We start from the raw sequence: 15584 nt of genomic DNA, 5'->3' as shown, positions 1-15584 counted from the left end.
GCCCATGAGACCGTGGAAGCCGGAAAACCGGCACACGAACAGTGCGAGAACGAGCAGATGCAACATTTCCTGAAGACCGTCGCAGGCGGTGCACGTTTCCCCGTGCTCGTCGTGCTGGCAACAACCGCCGCGGCCATGCTGGCCGTGCCGGTCCTCGACGCCAAGGCCGTTGCCCTGGCGCGCGGAACCATCATGGACGTGATCGACCAAGGCTCGGTCGCCTTCGTGAAGGGGGTGCTCCCCGAATAGGGAGCAAAGCCGCCTGAAACCAGTTTCGGGTGGGGGCAAAAGCGCGGGCGCGGCGATGGCTCAGGGGGCTGGGTATCGCCGCGCCCACTTTGATTGTCGCAGGGTGGGCCGCTTGCCCACCAGCCGGTTTGATTAGCGCGAAACGCCCGCGTGCAAAGTCGGCACGTCCAGCGCGGCAAACCCGTAGTGCCGCAGCCAGCGCAGGTCGCTCTCGAAGAAGGCCCGCAGGTCGGGGATGCCGTATTTCAGCATCGCGATCCGGTCGATCCCCATGCCAAAGGCAAAGCCCTGCCACTCGTCGGGGTCAATCTTGCCCGCGCGCAGCACATCAGGGTGGACCATGCCGCTGCCCAGCACCTCGAGCCAGTCGTCGCCCTCGCCCACCTTCACCGTGCCGCCCTCAAAGCTGCACTGAATGTCCACCTCCGCCGAAGGCTCGGTGAAGGGGAAATGGCTGGCGCGGAACCGGGTTTTCACGTTGGTCCCGAAGTAGGCGGTAAAGAACCCTTCGAGCACCCACTTCAGGTTGGCCATCGAGATGTCGCGGTCAATCGCCAACCCCTCGACTTGGTGGAACATCGGGGTGTGCGTCTGGTCGTAATCGGCGCGATAGACACGGCCAGGGCAGATGATCCGCGTCGGCGCGCCGCCCGCTTCCATCGACCGGATCTGCACCGGCGAAGTGTGGGTGCGCAGCACATGCGGCGGGCGATTGTCGCCCTCGCCGCGGGCCATGTAGAAAGTGTCCATCTCGGCGCGGGCCGGGTGATGGCCGGGGATGTTCAGCGCATCGAAGTTGTACCAATCGGTCTCGATCTGCGGGCCCTCGGCCACGGCAAAGCCCATGTCGGCAAAAATGGCCGTCACTTCCTCGGTCACCTGGCTCACCGGGTGGATCGTGCCCTGACGGCGCGGACGGCTCGGCAGCGTCACATCCAGCCATTCGGTCTTCAGCCGCTCGTCGAGCGCGGCATCGGCCAGCGCCACCTTGCGGGCAGTGAGCGCGGTGTTGATCTCGTCCTTCAGCGCGTTCAGTGCGGGGCCGGCCACCTGCCGCTCTTCCGGGCTCATCTTGCCCAGCTCGCGCATCTTCAGGCTCACCTCGCCCTTCTTGCCCACGGCCGCGAGGCGCAGCTCCTCCAGCGCCGCCTCATCGGCAGCTCCGGCGATTGCCTCGATGTATTTTCCGCGCAGCTCGTCCATCAGCGGGGCCTCCTATGCAACGCCGCTTGCCTATAGCGGGGCGCGGCAGGGTGCAAGACGGGATGGGGGCGTGGCGCCTCAAGCAGGGCAGCGCCGTCCCGCGGGGTGGCGCAAGCAACAGCTGCGCATGCCACTTTATGGTTCAACCGTCATCTTCCCTCTGAGGTCGCCCCCAACCTCACCGAAGCGCCGCCCCGGGGGGGGGCGGCGCTACCCGGCGCCTTACGGCGCGCACCGGGCAAAGCACGTCGTTTCACCGTCCCCCCCAATCGGCTCGGAGTCATGTGCCCACCTACCGCGATGTCCTGCCTCTTCGTTGCCCCACACCGGAACCCCTCCCCCACCACGCCCGTTGTCTCCCTGAAAGGACCGCCCATGCACGTCGAAGCCAGCCCCCCAGCCCTCACCCCCGACCCCGCCGATCGCCGCCCTTCGACCCGCACCAAGGCCAAGGCCCGGCTCTACCGCATGGCCCCCCCCGATCACCTCTGCCCCTTCGGCCTCAAGTCCAAGGCCCTGCTCACCCGCTGGGGCTACGATGTCGAAGACCACCTGCTCACCACCCGCGAAGAGACCGATGCCTTCATGGCCGAGCACGGCGTCGAGACCACCCCGCAAACCTGGATCGGCTCCGAGCGGATCGGCGGCTATGACGATCTGCGCGCCTTCTTCGGCATCCCGCTCCGCGACGAGGAGGAAGAAACCTACCAGCCCGTCATTGCCACCTTCTCCATGGCCGCCGCGATGGGCCTCGCCGTCTCATGGCTGACCCACGGCGCGATCACCGGCGCGGCGCTGATCTACATCGTCGCCATCGCCATGTGCATCCTCGCCTTCCAGAAGCTGCGCGATGTCGAGAGCTTCTCCACCATGTTCCTCGGCTACGACCTGCTGGCCCGCCGCCACGTGGAATACGCCTATGCCTACCCCCTGCTGGAGGCCGCCGCGGGGGTGCTCATGCTCGCCGGCGTGGCCACATGGCTCTCCGCCCCCATCGCCATCGTCATCGGCGGCATCGGCGCAGTGTCGGTGATCAAGGCGGTCTACATCGACAAACGCGAGCTGAAATGCGCCTGCATGGGCGGCGGCTCCAACGTGCCGCTGGGTTTCGTGTCACTGACCGAAAACCTGATGATGCTCGGCATGGGCCTCTACATGGGCGCGCGGGCGGTTCAGGCCGCCATCACCGCCGCCTCGTAACGCCGCAGCTCGGGCCGGGCGAGCGCTCCATAGGGTCGCCGGCCCTCCAGTAGGCCGGGGAAGATCTTTTCGATACCGGCCCGCGCTGCCGGGCCAAGGGTCTCCGCGCCCACTTCGCCGGGGTAGAAGCTCTCGGTCTCCGCCCCCTCGGCATAGATCACCTCATGGGCATCCAGCAGCACATGGTAGTAGGTCACCTCCCGGCAGGGCGCAAAACGGATCGCGCCGCCGTCCACCAACGCCTTGGCTGCCACCAGCGCCTCTTCCACGCCAAACAGCAGCTCGGCCCGCCAGCCGCCCACCAGCATCCGGTGGTTGGGCGAAACCAGCAGCCGCCCGTGCGGTCCCAGCGTGCCCGCCTCGATCGCCACCGGCGCCAGCTCGCCCCGGCCTTCCACCCGGCTGCCGCCCACCCAACGGATCGGCTGCCAGCCGTGATCGCGCGTTTTCAGCCGCATCCCCGCTTGCAGAAACTCCACCTCGCAGGGCCCGGCCTCCGTCAGCAGCCGCATGCCCTCGGCAAAACAGGGCACACCGGGAAAGCCCACGCCATCGTCGGTGTCGAGGTCGGAAACCGTGAGCTTGGTCGACCCGTTTGGCAGGCTGGGATAGCCCGGCGCCTCCGGGTCGCTTAGGTCGACCGCAAAAGTCGAGCCCACGCCATATTGCGCCCCCGACGGGCCGCCAGTGATCCGGATGAAAGCCGCCGGCTCATAGGGGTTTCCACGTACATCGGCCCAGCCGAGATACTCGTACTGATAGGTCACGCCATTGATGACCAAGGTGTCATTCGTCGCCACCGTCGAGAGTGAGAACTCCCCCGACGGTTCATCGAAGACCGCGTTCGGCTCCTGCTGCGTCGTCAGGTTGATACCCTTGCCCGACGTGGCCGGATCACCGTTCACGAACTGTAGAGTCAGCGATAGCTGTGCCATCCGCCTCGTTCAGCCTGCCCATGGTTCACAGCGGCTCTTGCGGCCGCCCGAACCTTAATTTCGCCGGAGAACCGTCGGATTTAAAACAAATTCTCGGATTTCCCACAGGTTCGCGCGCGCCTGTTGCCGCACAACACCGGCGAGCCTCACGGCCTGCTGCCCGGCCCCTCGCCCCTCCAAATCCCAAAAACAAAAAGGCCGCCCCGAAGGACGGCCCTTCCAAATTTCTCTTAGCGACCCTCAGGCCAGCGCGGCTTTCGCCTTTTCGACGATACCGCCAAAGGCCTCCGGCTCGTGCACGGCGAGGTCGGCCAGCACCTTGCGGTCCACCTCGATGCCGGCCAGCGACAGGCCGTTGATGAAGCGCGAATAGGTCAGGCTCTCATCGTGGCTGCGCACGGCGGCGTTGATCCGCTGAATCCACAGCGCGCGGAACTGGCGCTTACGGTTCTTGCGGTCTCGCGTGGCGTACTGATTGGCCTTGTCGACAGCCTGCGTGGCGGTCTTGAAGTTGGTGCTGCGGCGACCGTAATAGCCTTTCGCGGCCTTGATCACCTTCTTGTGGCGGGCGTGGGTGGTCGTTCCACCTTTGACTCGGGACATCTCAGGCTCTCCTTAGCGGGCGTAGGGCATGAATTTCTTGACGATCTTCTCGTCGGCGTCACACAGCACCGTGGTGCCGCGGGCATTGCGGATGAACTTGTTGGTCCGCTTGATCATGCCGTGACGCTTGCCCGCCTGGGCCACCTTGATGCGGCCCTTGGCCGTCACCTTGAAGCGCTTCTTGGCGCTCGATTTTGTCTTCATCTTGGGCATTTGCCATCTCCATGAGTTGGTCGTATTTGCGCGGAAAGGCATGCCACTGTCGGCCCGCCCGCGCGGATGAGAGGTGGCGTATAGGGGCGAATCCCGCATCTGGCAAGGGGGTTTGTGCCTTTCGGCACTTCCTGCGCACCATGGCCCCACCTGCGCGATTCGAGGAGGGCCGACCATGCAGCATCAAGACCAGACCTACGAGGGCTTTTCCGGCACCCTCGTCACCGATCCGGCCCTCTCCGGCCCCCGCCCCGGCGTGCTGGTGTTCCATTCCATCGCATGGCGCGGCCCCATCGAGATGGATGCCGCCGAGCGCCTCGCCGCCATGGGCTACGCCGCCTTCGTGGCCGATACCTATGGCCGCGCGCCCGAGGGTCCGGAAGACTGCCGCGAAATGATGAACGCGCTCAACGCCGACCGCACGGAGCTGCGCCGCCGGATCGAAGCCGCGCTAAACTGGATGCGCGGCTCCGGCGCCACCAACGGCCAGCACGGCGCCATCGGTTTCTGCTTCGGCGGCAAATGCGTGCTCGATCTGGCCCGTCTGGGCGAGGCCGATGTGAAGGCCGTCGCCAGCTTCCACGGCCTCTTCGACCGCCCCACATGGGAAACCGCCGCAACCATCCCCACCTCAGTCCTCGCCCTCCACGGCTGGGATGACCCGCTCGCCAAGCCGGATGAGGTGCTGGCACTGGCCGAGGAACTCGACGCGGCGCAGGCCGACTGGCAGATCCTCGCGATGGGCGGCGTCAGCCACGCCTTCACCAATCCGGGCGCGAAAGACAAGGCAGGCGGCAAAAACTACGACGCCCGCGCCACCGAACGGGCCTGGGCCGCGACCGAAAGCCTCTTTGCCGAGGCCTTCCGGGCAGAGGCCTAATTCACGATATCGCCGATCACCCGCATGAAGACCTCCGGCGCGCCGCTCACGGTGTAGCCACCCGGCTTGCGCAGCACGGCAACAGAGATCAGCCCTGCCGAGATCAGCACCATGATCGCCGCCGCCCGTGGCGGTCGGCTTTCCGAGAACGCCCCGATTAGCGCGGGGATCGCCAGAAGCCCCACCACCATGCCGATGACAAAAATAACATCCGGATCGATCGTCACCCTGCCACTCCTGAACTGCCCAAGTGCTTCTTGCCTTTGCGTCAACTATTCGGGCAGGTCGGGCAAAAATCAATCTTTTCGGCCAGCAGCCGCTGAATGTGCGCCGCCGCGCGGCCCCGTGGCATCAGTCGGCAAACCCAGCACGGCCTAGCGCTGGCCGATGGTCTTCAGGCCAAGCAGCACCGCCGCCCCGATCATGAAGCCGCCGCCGACTCGCTCGATCCAAAGCCGGGCCGTCCCCTTGAACCGCGCCGCAATCCAACCCGCACTGCCGCCATAGGCCGACAGAAAGCACCCGTCGATCACGATGTAGGTGGCCGAAAGGATCAAGAGCTGCGGCCAGAAGGCCGCCTCAGCCGAGATGAACTGCGGAAAGAGCGCGGCAAAGAACACCACCGCCTTGGGGTTGGCCGCCGAGGTCAGAAAGCCCTGCAACCAGAGCGCCTTCAGCGAGGCCCTGCTGCGCGCCTGTGCCAGCCCCGGGTCCGCCGCCTGCGCCCGGCGGATCATCCTGACCCCGAGCCAGACCAGATAGGCCACCCCGGCCCATTTGATCACCGAGAGCGCCGTGGCCGAGGCCGCGATCAGCGCCGCAAGCCCAAGCCCGGCGGCCAGCATCTGAAGCGCGTTTGCGGTCAGGTCGCCCGCCGCCGTGGCCAGAGCGCGGCCAAAGCCGTGGGTCGCGCTGTTGGAGAGCATCAGCAACTGGCTGGGGCCGGGGGTGCTCATCAGCGCCAGCACCGTGGCCACATAGAGCGTCCAGACCTCCAGCGTCATCGCCGGGTTACTCCGGGTCGGAGGCGTAGATCAGCCGCTCGGCGCAGGGCGCGACGCGCAGGATGTTGGTGGAGCCGGGCACGTTGAAGGGCACACCGGCGGTCACAACGATCTGGTCGTCCTCGGTCGCCAGCCCCAGCTCGCGTGCGGCGCGGGCGCCGCTGACAACCGCCTGCTTGAACCGCTCCAGCCGCGCCGTGACCGCACAGGTCACGCCCCATGTCAGGGCAAGGCGGCGGGCGGTGCCGATGTGGTTGGTCAGCGCAAGGATCGGCACCTCGGGCCGCTCGCGGGCCACGAGGCCGGCGGTGGTGCCGGTCTGGGTGAAACAGGCAATCGCCTTGATGTCGGTCGCCTCGGCGATCTCGCGGGCCGCCGACACGATGCCATCGGCCACGGTCGAGCGCTCGATCCGGCGGGCCGCTTCGATCACGTCGCGATAGGTCGGGTCGCTCTCCACCTCCTCGGCCACGGCATTCATCGTCATGACCGCCTCCACCGGGTAGTCACCCGCCGCGCTCTCCGCCGAGAGCATGATCGCATCGGTGCCCTCGTAAATCGCGTTCGACACGTCAGAAACTTCGGCGCGCGTGGGCATCGGGCTCTCGATCATGCTCTCCAGCATCTGGGTCGCCACGATCACCGGCTTTGCCGCCGAGCGGGTGGTGCGCACCAGCCGCTTCTGGATCGGCGGCACCGCCTGCACCGGCAGCTCCACACCCAGATCGCCGCGCGCCACCATGATGCCATCGGAGGCGTCGAGGATCTCGGCAAAGGCCTTCACCGCCGCCGGCTTCTCGATCTTCGAGAGGATCGCGGCGCGCCCCTTGGCCAGCTCCCGGGCCTGCTCCACGTCTTCCTTGCGCTGCACGAAGCTCAGCGCCAGCCAGTCCACGCCAAGGGCGCAAACGAATTCGAGATCCTTCAGGTCCTTCTCGCTCAGCGCCGCCAGCGGCAGCACCACATCAGGCACGTTCACCCCCTTGCGGTTGCTGATCGTCCCGCCCGCGATCACCTCGCAATCGGCATAATCGGAGCCGCAGGCAGTCACCTTCAGGCGGATCTTGCCATCGTTGACGAGCAGGCTGGAGCCCGGCTCCAGCGCGTCGAAAATCTCCTTGTGCGGCAGGCAGACCCGGCTGGCATCGCCCTCCGCAGGGTCCAGATCGAGCCGGAAGCTCGCGCCCTCCACCAGCTCCTCGCTGTCGCCCGCAAAGGTGCCAACCCGCAGCTTCGGCCCCTGAAGGTCGGCCAGAATCGCAATCGGGCGGCCCACGTCCTTCTCCACCTGCCGGATCATCCCGTGCCGCGCCTTGATCTCCTCATGGGAGCCGTGGCTCATGTTCAGGCGGAACACGTCGGCCCCGGCCTCATGCAGCTTGCGGATCATCTCGTAGGTGTCAGAGGCCGGCCCCAGCGTGGCCACGATCTTGACGTTGCGGTTCCGTTTCATGTCGTGGCTCTCCTCTGGGCGTTTGCGCCCTCGTGTTAGCGCTAAACCCGCGCGACGGGAAGGGGGAGGAGGTGACTTCCACTGGCATCCCCCGCGCCTCTTGCCTATCAGAGCATGACCCGAAATCAAAACACCGCCATGACATATCACCCCTATTCCCTGCACGGGCGCGACCGACCGGGGCGCTGGTGCGTAACCTGTGACCACGCAACAAACGTCGTGCCGCCCTCGGTGAACGGCGGCAGCCTCGGCCTGCCCGCCGCCGAGATGGCCCGCCACATCGCCTTCGACCCGGGCGCGGCAGGCGTTGCGCTGGGTCTGGCCGAGCGATTGGGCGGCCCCGCAATCTGCTCCAATTTCTCCCGTCTGGTGATCGACCCCAACCGCGGGGAGGATGACCCGACCCTGCTGATGAAGCTCTATGACGGCACGATCATCCCCGGCAACCGCACCGCCGGGCCGGAGGAGCTGGAGCGCCGCAAGGCGCTCTGCTACCGCCCCTACCACGACGCGCTGACCGACCTGCTCGCCGCCCGCGAGGCCCCCGTGCTCTGCTCGGTCCACAGCTTCACCCCAAAGCTCAAGGGCCGCCCGGCCCGCCCCTGGCAGATCGGCGTGTTGCACTCCCACGTCGACCCGACGCTGGCCCACGCCCTGATCGCCCGCCTCCGCCGTGAGCCCGACCTCGTGGTGGGCGACAACGAGCCCTACGGCGGCCACCTCCCCGGCGACGCGGTCGACCGCCACGCCCTGCAACACGGCCGCCCCAACGTGCTCATCGAACTCCGCCAGGACCTGATCGAAACAGACGCCCAGCAGAACGCCTGGGCCGACCGTCTGGCGCCGATGCTCGAAGAGGCACTGGCGGCAAGCGGGCTGTAACCTAGCTTTACCCCGAAAAGGAGGACCACCATGGACGACGCGACCCGCACCGAGCTTGAAGCCGCCGCCTTCCGGACGCTGCAGAAGCACCTGATGGAAAAGCGCACCGACGTGCAGAACATCGACCTGATGAACCTCGCCGGCTTCTGCCGCAATTGCCTCTCCCGCTGGATGCAGGAAGCCGCCGCCGAGCGGGGCATCGAGATGGACAAGGAAGAGGCCCGCGAGTTGTTCTACGGCATGCCCTACGACGCGTGGAAAGCGCAGAACCAGACCGAAGCCACCGACGCCCAGAACGAGGCCTTCAAGACCGCCTTTGAGGAAAACGTCACCAAGGGCTGACTCCGCCGCGCAGCCTCGCTGCGCTCGTCACCCCCAATGGCCTCGCTTCGCTCGGTAAGCGCCCGCGTCGAGGGCAGGCGCTTCCCACTGAAGCTCCGCAAGGCCTCAGCCGAACGCCAAAGAGATTTCAGGCCTCCGGCGGGGATATTTCACGCAAGAAAATGCACAATTCGTCTCAAATTGTCCGCTCCCTGCCCGCATTTTCTTGCTGCAAATACTCCCGGGGGTGCGGGGGCAGCGCCCCCGCTGCATGACGGCTCGGCCAAGCGCCTCGCTCAGTCGTAAACCCCGCCGCGATCCACCCGCTTCGAAAACGCCGTTTCTTCGCCAGACGCCAGCACTTTGGCCTGTTCCACCCAGTTGTCGCGCGTCACCCGGCCCTTGAAGCCCTTCAGGTTAGCGTTGACCCAGGCGATCTCCTCCGCCGTCCAACCGGCGATCTGATCGTAGTGGAAAAAGCCCATCTCGTGCAGCAGCGCTTCCAGCTTCTTGCCCACGCCCTTGATCTTCTTCAGGTCGTCCGGCCCGCCCTCGCGGGGGGAATCCAGCTTGGCAGGCTCCGTGCCCTCACCGGTGCCTTCGGCCACCCCGTCGCCATCGAAGTCGGGCGTGGTCTCTTCCGCGGGCTCCACTGGGGCCGCAGGGGTGCCCGAGGTCTCGTCGAAGGCGCGGAGCTGGTCATCCTCTGCCTCGAAGGCAGGCAGCGGCGCGGTAAAGGCCGCCTCGCCGCGCAGCTCGTCGAGCTCCGCCTCCATCTCCTTCATCCGCGCGTCCTTCTTCTCGCCGTCCGAGCGGCAGCGGTCCAGCCGGGCGAGCAGCTCGTCGCGCTCGCCGCGCAGCCGGTGCTCGTTGCTTCGCGCCTGCTCGTAAGCCACAGGGTCGATCGCCTCGTCATCGCTCTCGGCGACCCCCTCCGACTTGCCCCAGAAGATCCAGCCCGCCAGCAGGCCGATCAGCGCCGCAAGGATCAGCAGAAACCAGATTTCGGTGAGCAGAAAGCCCCAGTTCTGAAACATCTCGCGTCCTTCTCTAGTCTCGCCACTCGAGCGTGGTGCGCCGGTTCTGCGCCCGGCCCTCTTCGGTCTCGTTATCGGCCACCGGCTGATCGGCGCCGTAGCCCACGGCCACCAGTGCCGCCTCCGGCACACCGCGCGCGCCCAGCGCGGCGGCGACCACCTCGGCCCGCCGCTGGCTCAGCGCCTTGTTGCTCTCCGCATTTCCGGTGGAATCGGTGTGCCCGCCCAGCTCCAGCGTCAGCTCGGCCTCGGCGCAGGCCAGCGCCACCGCGGCCACCTTGTTCACCGCGCTGAACGAGGCCGCATCCAGCCGGAACGCCCCGGTCACAAATCCAATCCGCTCGCCCTCCAGCGCGCTGGCCGTGGCCGCGTCGCAGCCCGCCACCGTGGTCTCGATCCCCTCGATGACCGGCAGCCAGACCCCGCCCGAAAGCCGCTGCTGCGCCCCCGTCGCCGGGTTGTCACGCAGATCGCCCTCCGCGCCCTCGGCCTCTGCCACCGCAAGGGTCACAGCCCCGCCCAGCGCCTCGGCCAGACGGGCGCGCATCAGCTCGCCATCCACGCCCGGGCTGGCGGTGACATCGGCACTCACGCTGCCATCCTCGGCCAGCACCAGCTCCAACGCCTCGATCTCACCCATCCACGGGCCGAGCGCCGCCATCGCGCTGCGCATCCCCTCCGCGCCGGTCTCGTCGTCGCGCGACTGGCCCGGCGTGCCGCTGAGCTGGCCCAGCCCGGTCAGCTCGGCGATCTCAGGTGGGATCATCCCGGCAGGCAACTTGCCGCTGAGGCTGCCGCCTTCGGTCACCGAATAGGCAAAGGTAAAGGCCGGCGGCGTGCCGTCATCCACGAGGTCCAGCGCCAGCGTCGGGGCAAATCCCTCGGGCAGCGCGCCCAGCGCCGCCTCGGCCTCGGCGGCCACCTCCGGGTCATCGGCCTCGCCCTCCAGCTCCACCGCGCCCTCGCGCACCGTGAGGCGGCCCGAGTTCAGCACCGTCAGCGCCGCAAGGCCCGGCGGCACCGCATCGGCAAAGCCGTGGGCCTCGCCGCCGATCCGTGCCACGGCCACCTCGCCCGCTTCCAGCGCCTCGACCCCCGCCGCGGCGGCATAGTCGAAGCCTTCCAGCACGGCGGGCACCTTGCCGCTGGCGCTCCATGCACCCTCGGGGGATTTTTCGACCACGAGGGCGAAGGGTTGGCCATCGTCTTCCACGTCGATCTGGGTCGACACCGGCAGGCTGCCCGTCACCGGGGCCAGCGCCGCCTCGGCCTCTGCGGCCTCCGCCGGGGTGGGGGCCAGGGCGACAAAGCTCAGCCCCTCCTCGCCCAGCGTCACATCGGCACTCTTCATCGGCGCCACGGCGCGCAGGGCGGCACGGGCCGCGAGGGTGAACACCTCCTCCTCCGCGCCGATCCGGGCCACCGCAAGGTCGCCATGCGGGGTCTGGCCGGTGACGGCGGCAATGTCATCCTCCGCCATCGAGGCGGGCAGCTTGCCGCTGGCCTGCAATCCGCTGGCGGATTTTTTCAGGGCGAGGGTGAAAGGCTTGCCGTCGTCATGCAGCTCCAGTTCCACCAGCGGGGTAAAGCCCTCGGGTAGCCCCTCCAACTCGGCGCGGGCCGCAGCGGCTGCGCCCGGATCGGCGGCAAGCCCGGTCAGCGCCAGCGTCTGCCCTTCGATCCTGAGCCGCCCGCGCATCAGCTGCGCCAGCGCGGCCATGCCCGATTGGGTGGCCCCGGCAAAATCTTCCTGCTCCTCGCCAATCTGCGCCACGGCGATATCCCCCGCCACCGGCGCGCCATAAGCGGTGTCGAGATCCAGCGGATCGACCGCGCGCGGCAGCTTGCCGCCGCGCCATGTCACGTTGCCGTCCACCGCCTCGATATCGAGGGCAAAGGGCTTGCCATCATCCAGCGTGGTCAGCTCGGTCTCGGCGCTCCAGCCCTCGGGCAACGCGGCCAGCGCCTCCTCTGCGGCAGCCTGCTCGCGCGGGGTCATCACCACGCCCGAAAGCCGCACCGCCTGCCCCTCCAGTGAAACCTCGCCGCGTACCAGCTGGCGCCGGGCCTCCAGCGCCGCGCCCAGGGCGCCGGACCAACCGGCAGGCGCGCCGGAGGCCAGCGCAAGGCCCGCCGCCGCCTCTTCTCCGATGTTCTCCGCCAGCCCGACCCGCGCGGCCTCGCTCGGCACGTTGCCTTCCCAGACGGGGCCGCCGGGGCCGAATGCGCCGCGCAATCTGTAGGGGTTTGCCGCCGCGAGAATCTCGGCCTCCGATCGCACCACCCGGCGGCCCGGCACCTCGTCCAGCGCCACGATCACCCGGGTATATTCCGCCTCGCCATCGGCAAGGCCCGTGAGCACGATGTCGCGGCCCTTCACCTCGGCACTAAGCGCATGCACCGAGCCCTGCACCGCCGCAGCGGCCTGCTCCCGCACCCGATCCTCGATGTCATGAGCGGGCCGTGCGCCGGCATAAAGCCCCAGCACCAGCACGCCTCCCACCAGAACTGCCCCGCCCCAGAGCCTGCGCACGTCTGAAAATCTCCCGGTTCTCAAATCTGGCTGCATGGTGCCCGCAAGCCGGGCCGGAGTGCAAGGCCAAAGCCCCCCGCGCGGGGAGCCGTGCGTGGCGGGCGGTCTGCCACGCAGCCGCCCCGGTCAGCCCGTCAGCCGGGAAGCCCTCAAACAGCCGCCTTGCGCATCTCGTCGATGTAGATCTCCCGCAGCCGCGTGGCCACCGGCCCCGGCGTGCCGCCGCCCAGCTTGGCGCCGTCGATCTCGACCACCGGCATCACGAAGGCCGAGGCCGAGGTGATGAAGGCCTCATCCGCCCCCTGCGCCTCTTCGATGGTGAAGGGCCGCTCCTCCACCTTCATCTGCGCCTCGCGGGCAAAGCGCAGCACGGCGGCGCGGGTGATCCCGTGCAGGATCTCGGTGCCCAGCTGGCGCGTCACGATCACGCCATCCTTCACGATATAAGCGTTGTTCGACGTGCCCTCGGTCACCACGCCCTCTTCCACCATCCACGCATCGTCGGCGCCCGCCTTCTTGGCCGCCATCTTGCCCATCGACGGGTAAAGCAGCTGCACCGTCTTGATATCCCGCCGCCCCCAGCGCTCGTCGGGGATCGAGACAATCCGCATCCCCTTGCCCGCCGCCGGGCTGTCGGCCACCTGCTTCTCCTGATGGAACAGCACCAGCGTCGGCGCCGTGCCCTCCGCCGGATAGGCAAAATCCCGGTCCGCCGCGCCGCGGGTGACCTGCAGGTAGATCAGCCCCTCGTCAAAGCCGTTCTTCTCGATCAGCGCCCGGTGGATGCCCAGCAACTCTTCCTCGGTGCAGGGCGGCGTCATCTCCAGCTCGCCCATCGAGCGCCACAGCCGCTTCGCGTGGCCGTCGAAATCCACCAGCTTGCCGCCCATCACGGTCGTCACCTCGTAGACGCCATCGGCAAAGAGAAACCCGCGGTCGAAGACAGAGACCTTGGCCTCCTCTTCCGGCAGATATTCCCCGTTCACATAGACGATCCGGCTCATGTGCATTCTCCTTTGCCTCTGCGGGCTTCATCCTTCGCGCCGCCCCGCGCGTCAAGCCGCTCATCGACCGCGCCGCAGTCTCTTCGTATGGGCACCGCCCCCGCGAAGACGCCTCGAAGGGCGGATGAGCGGAACCGCCCTATCCTCTGATCCAGCCGGTCTCCACCGCCCGCGCCCAGTCGTCCCGGCCATAGGCCCGCGCCATCGCGACCATCCGGGTGGTGTCATATGGCGTGGCCCTGAATTCCGCCTCCCAGCCCGCGCGGCCCCGCGCCACCACGGCCCATTTCGCATCAGGCGAGCCGTTCTCCACCGCGTGGGGGGCAGGCTCGGCATCGGTATAGGCCGGGCAGCCCACGGAGCCGGGATTCACCACCAGCCGCCCGCCAACCTCCAGCGCGCCCTGCAAATGCGAATGCCCGCAGAGCACCAGCGCGGCGTCGACACCCTCCAGATCGGCGGCCACATCATCCGCCGCCCGCCGCGCCACGCCCTCGCCGTCGATCACTTCCATCAGATATTCATCATCCACCGCAGGCCGCGCATGGCAAAGATACACATCCTCCCCAAGCCACGCCGTCACCGGCAGCGCCCGCAGCCAGCCCATCTCGGCCGCGCCCAGCGCCTCACGGCTCACCCGGTCGGTCGCGCTCATCTGCTCCAGCGGGTCTTCCAGCAGGTAGCGGTCATGATTGCCCCGGATGCACACCATCCCGGGCCGCGCCATCAACTGCGCCGCCACCCCCGCAGGGTCCATCGGCCCGCTCAGGTGGTCGCCGAGGTTCACGATAAAGCGCAGCCCCTCCCGGTCGATCTCCGCCAGCACCGCCTCCAGCGCATCGGCATTGCCGTGAATGTCGGCAATCACCGCAAAGCGGCCCGGCGGTGCGGGCAGGCGGCGGGCAGGCAGGCTCATCCCCAGAGCGCCGCTTGGCTCGGATGCACCCCGCGCCCGTCATAGGCCAGCGGCGGCATCCGGTCTTCCTTCAGCAAGAGCGGCCCGTCGAGGTCGGTGAACCCCACGCCCTGCGCCACCAGCACAGCCGGCGCCATGCCGAGGCTCGTGCCCACCATGCAGCCCACCATGATGCCGTAGCCCTCTTCCATCGCCGCCCGCTTCAGCGCCAGCGCCTCGGTCAGCCCGCCGGTCTTGTCGAGCTTGATGTTGATCACATCGTATTTGCCCTTCAGGTGCTTCAGGCTTCCCCGGTCATGGCAACTCTCATCGGCGCAGATCGGCACCGGCTTGATGAGGCCCACGAGGCTCTCGTCCTGATCGGCAGGCACCGGCTGCTCCACGAGGTTCACGCCGAGCCGCAGCAGATGCGGGGCCAGATCGCTGTAAATCTCCGCCGACCAGCCCTCATTGGCATCCACGATCAACCGCGAGCGCGGCGCACCCCGGCGCACCGCCTCCAGCCGGGGCATATCCTCCGGCGTGCCGAGCTTGATCTTCAGCAGCGGGCGATGCGCGTTCTCCCGCGCCGCCAGTTCCATCTCCTCCGGCTCCCCGAGCGACAGCGTGTAGGCGCAAATCTCCGGCCCCGGCTCCTTGAGGCTCGCCAAGGCCCACACCCGCTCGCCGCGCTGCTTGGCCTCCAGATCCCAGAGCGCGCAATCCACGGCGTTGCGGGCCGCGCCGCTCGGCAGCAGCCGGGGCAGATCACCGCGTGAGACCTTCTCGGGCAGCCCCTTGATCTGGTCCATCACGCTGGAGAGGCTTTCGCCGTAGCGGGCATAGGGCACGCATTCGCCGCGCCCGACCGCGCCGCCCTCACGCACCTCCACCGTCACCACATCGGCGGCCACCTTGGTGCCGCGCGAGATGGTGAAGGGCACGCTCAGCGCAAATTGTTCGGTTCTGGCGGTGATCTCCATGAAGGCTCTCCAAACTTGCCGTCCCGCAAGGTTAACGCAGGTTTTCTGCGAGTGCGATATGCATCGGATGTGCATGGGATGTGCATCACTTGTGTATGTGCGGATCTCCGCACACCTCCAAACCGTTACCCCACCGTCACCGCACGCCGCGTTAAGGTTTGCCAGGGCGCCGGGCGGGCGTGTTGCCCA

Annotated in this window: 17 protein-coding genes; 5 read left to right on the top strand and 12 right to left on the bottom strand. The window is 67.8% G+C overall.

The features are described 5' to 3' along the window. The first annotated feature begins 57 nt into the window (after window positions 1–57). Window positions 58–249 carry a hypothetical protein gene (locus KUV38_RS00265; RefSeq protein WP_222468133.1) on the top strand — a complete coding sequence of 64 codons (192 nt, stop codon included), beginning with the start codon at window positions 58–60 and terminating at the stop codon, window positions 247–249. A gap of 132 nt (window positions 250–381) precedes the next feature. Here the strand turns inward: KUV38_RS00265 and pheS are convergent, their stop codons facing one another. After that, complete coding sequence (gene pheS / locus KUV38_RS00260; RefSeq protein ID WP_222468132.1) at window positions 382–1452, bottom strand: phenylalanine--tRNA ligase subunit alpha; 1071 nt, start codon at window positions 1450–1452, stop codon at window positions 382–384. A gap of 375 nt (window positions 1453–1827) precedes the next feature. On the opposite strand from pheS, the gene KUV38_RS00255 reads away from it, so the two are divergent. Beyond that, entirely contained in the window at window positions 1828–2652 is an 825-nt protein-coding gene (locus KUV38_RS00255) for a MauE/DoxX family redox-associated membrane protein (RefSeq protein WP_410001011.1), read from the top strand. On the opposite strand, the gene KUV38_RS00250 is transcribed toward KUV38_RS00255, so the two are convergent. The 3 genes from KUV38_RS00250 to rpmI all read right to left on the bottom strand — a co-directional run bounded on the left by KUV38_RS00250 (window position 2625) and on the right by rpmI (window position 4403). Further along, on the bottom strand, window positions 2625–3587 hold the full coding sequence (locus tag KUV38_RS00250) for a Hint domain-containing protein (protein WP_222468131.1): 963 nt from the start codon (window positions 3585–3587) through the stop codon (window positions 2625–2627). The genes KUV38_RS00255 and KUV38_RS00250 overlap by 28 nt on opposite strands. A 240-nt stretch (window positions 3588–3827) precedes the next feature. Continuing rightward, the gene (rplT, locus tag KUV38_RS00245) at window positions 3828–4190 is read right to left on the bottom strand and encodes a 50S ribosomal protein L20 (protein ID WP_222468130.1); all 363 of its coding nucleotides are present in this window, start codon (window positions 4188–4190) and stop codon (window positions 3828–3830) included. Window positions 4191–4202: 12 nt separating this feature from the next. Further along, entirely contained in the window at window positions 4203–4403 is a 201-nt protein-coding gene (gene rpmI, locus KUV38_RS00240; RefSeq protein WP_213545856.1) for a 50S ribosomal protein L35, read from the bottom strand. 175 nt (window positions 4404–4578) lie between these two features. On the opposite strand from rpmI, the gene KUV38_RS00235 reads away from it, so the two are divergent. Further along, complete coding sequence (locus KUV38_RS00235; RefSeq protein WP_222468129.1) at window positions 4579–5283, top strand: dienelactone hydrolase family protein; 705 nt, start codon at window positions 4579–4581, stop codon at window positions 5281–5283. On the opposite strand, the gene KUV38_RS00230 is transcribed toward KUV38_RS00235, so the two are convergent. The 3 genes from KUV38_RS00230 to pyk form a co-directional block, all read right to left on the bottom strand. Further along, window positions 5280–5510: a hypothetical protein gene (locus KUV38_RS00230; protein WP_315898518.1), complete on the bottom strand. Its 231-nt coding sequence runs from the start codon at window positions 5508–5510 to the stop codon at window positions 5280–5282. The two genes, KUV38_RS00235 and KUV38_RS00230, sit on opposite strands and share 4 nt — an antisense overlap. 147 nt (window positions 5511–5657) lie before the next feature. Further along, window positions 5658–6287 (bottom strand): LysE family translocator, encoded by a 630-nt coding sequence (locus KUV38_RS00225; protein ID WP_222468128.1) that lies wholly within the window; start codon window positions 6285–6287, stop codon window positions 5658–5660. 7 nt (window positions 6288–6294) lie between these two features. Continuing rightward, complete coding sequence (pyk, locus tag KUV38_RS00220; RefSeq protein WP_222468127.1) at window positions 6295–7740, bottom strand: pyruvate kinase; 1446 nt, start codon at window positions 7738–7740, stop codon at window positions 6295–6297. A gap of 114 nt (window positions 7741–7854) precedes the next feature. On the opposite strand from pyk, the gene KUV38_RS00215 reads away from it, so the two are divergent. Both KUV38_RS00215 and KUV38_RS00210 read left to right on the top strand, forming a co-directional pair. Next, window positions 7855–8622 (top strand): N-formylglutamate amidohydrolase, encoded by a 768-nt coding sequence (locus KUV38_RS00215; protein ID WP_410001010.1) that lies wholly within the window; start codon window positions 7855–7857, stop codon window positions 8620–8622. A 30-nt stretch (window positions 8623–8652) separates the two neighbouring features. Continuing rightward, window positions 8653–8964 carry a DUF1244 domain-containing protein gene (locus tag KUV38_RS00210; protein WP_222468126.1) on the top strand — a complete coding sequence of 104 codons (312 nt, stop codon included), beginning with the start codon at window positions 8653–8655 and terminating at the stop codon, window positions 8962–8964. A gap of 275 nt (window positions 8965–9239) precedes the next feature. Here the strand turns inward: KUV38_RS00210 and KUV38_RS00205 are convergent, their stop codons facing one another. The 5 genes from KUV38_RS00205 to dgcA all read right to left on the bottom strand — a co-directional run bounded on the left by KUV38_RS00205 (window position 9240) and on the right by dgcA (window position 15395). Continuing rightward, window positions 9240–9980 carry a hypothetical protein gene (locus KUV38_RS00205; protein WP_222468125.1) on the bottom strand — a complete coding sequence of 247 codons (741 nt, stop codon included), beginning with the start codon at window positions 9978–9980 and terminating at the stop codon, window positions 9240–9242. A gap of 13 nt (window positions 9981–9993) precedes the next feature. Further along, window positions 9994–12513 (bottom strand): OmpA family protein, encoded by a 2520-nt coding sequence (locus KUV38_RS21060; protein ID WP_222468124.1) that lies wholly within the window; start codon window positions 12511–12513, stop codon window positions 9994–9996. A 149-nt stretch (window positions 12514–12662) separates the two neighbouring features. Next, the gene (locus KUV38_RS00195; RefSeq protein ID WP_222468123.1) at window positions 12663–13517 is read right to left on the bottom strand and encodes a D-amino-acid transaminase; all 855 of its coding nucleotides are present in this window, start codon (window positions 13515–13517) and stop codon (window positions 12663–12665) included. A 139-nt stretch (window positions 13518–13656) separates the two neighbouring features. Beyond that, the gene (locus KUV38_RS00190; protein ID WP_222468122.1) at window positions 13657–14433 is read right to left on the bottom strand and encodes a metallophosphoesterase family protein; all 777 of its coding nucleotides are present in this window, start codon (window positions 14431–14433) and stop codon (window positions 13657–13659) included. Next, complete coding sequence (gene dgcA, locus KUV38_RS00185) at window positions 14430–15395, bottom strand: N-acetyl-D-Glu racemase DgcA (RefSeq protein WP_222468121.1); 966 nt, start codon at window positions 15393–15395, stop codon at window positions 14430–14432. The genes KUV38_RS00190 and dgcA overlap by 4 nt, the downstream gene beginning before the upstream one ends. Between the last annotated feature and the right edge of the window lie 189 nt (window positions 15396–15584).

Source organism: Vannielia litorea (assembly GCF_019801175.1).
In the GTDB taxonomy this organism is placed as follows: Bacteria; Pseudomonadota; Alphaproteobacteria; order Rhodobacterales; family Rhodobacteraceae; genus Vannielia; species Vannielia litorea_B.
The sequence above is the reverse complement of the archived record's forward strand: the minus strand, read 5'-3'. Positions and strand labels throughout refer to the sequence as shown.

Excerpts from the sequence above, each read along its gene's own strand:
- KUV38_RS00265 (WP_222468133.1), top strand. The coding sequence starts at position 58 with ATGCAACATTTCCTGAAGACCGTCGCAGGCGGTGCACGTTTCCCCGTG.
- pheS (WP_222468132.1), bottom strand. The coding sequence starts at position 1,452 with ATGGACGAGCTGCGCGGAAAATACATCGAGGCAATCGCCGGAGCTGCC.
- KUV38_RS00255 (WP_410001011.1), top strand. The coding sequence starts at position 1,828 with ATGCACGTCGAAGCCAGCCCCCCAGCCCTCACCCCCGACCCCGCCGAT.
- KUV38_RS00250 (WP_222468131.1), bottom strand. The coding sequence starts at position 3,587 with ATGGCACAGCTATCGCTGACTCTACAGTTCGTGAACGGTGATCCGGCC.
- rplT (WP_222468130.1), bottom strand. The coding sequence starts at position 4,190 with ATGTCCCGAGTCAAAGGTGGAACGACCACCCACGCCCGCCACAAGAAG.
- rpmI (WP_213545856.1), bottom strand. The coding sequence starts at position 4,403 with ATGCCCAAGATGAAGACAAAATCGAGCGCCAAGAAGCGCTTCAAGGTG.
- KUV38_RS00235 (WP_222468129.1), top strand. The coding sequence starts at position 4,579 with ATGCAGCATCAAGACCAGACCTACGAGGGCTTTTCCGGCACCCTCGTC.
- KUV38_RS00225 (WP_222468128.1), bottom strand. The coding sequence starts at position 6,287 with ATGACGCTGGAGGTCTGGACGCTCTATGTGGCCACGGTGCTGGCGCTG.
- pyk (WP_222468127.1), bottom strand. The coding sequence starts at position 7,740 with ATGAAACGGAACCGCAACGTCAAGATCGTGGCCACGCTGGGGCCGGCC.
- KUV38_RS00215 (WP_410001010.1), top strand. The coding sequence starts at position 7,855 with ATGACCCGAAATCAAAACACCGCCATGACATATCACCCCTATTCCCTG.
- KUV38_RS00210 (WP_222468126.1), top strand. The coding sequence starts at position 8,653 with ATGGACGACGCGACCCGCACCGAGCTTGAAGCCGCCGCCTTCCGGACG.
- KUV38_RS00205 (WP_222468125.1), bottom strand. The coding sequence starts at position 9,980 with ATGTTTCAGAACTGGGGCTTTCTGCTCACCGAAATCTGGTTTCTGCTG.
- KUV38_RS00195 (WP_222468123.1), bottom strand. The coding sequence starts at position 13,517 with ATGAGCCGGATCGTCTATGTGAACGGGGAATATCTGCCGGAAGAGGAG.
- KUV38_RS00190 (WP_222468122.1), bottom strand. The coding sequence starts at position 14,433 with ATGAGCCTGCCTGCCCGCCGCCTGCCCGCACCGCCGGGCCGCTTTGCG.
- dgcA (WP_222468121.1), bottom strand. The coding sequence starts at position 15,395 with ATGGAGATCACCGCCAGAACCGAACAATTTGCGCTGAGCGTGCCCTTC.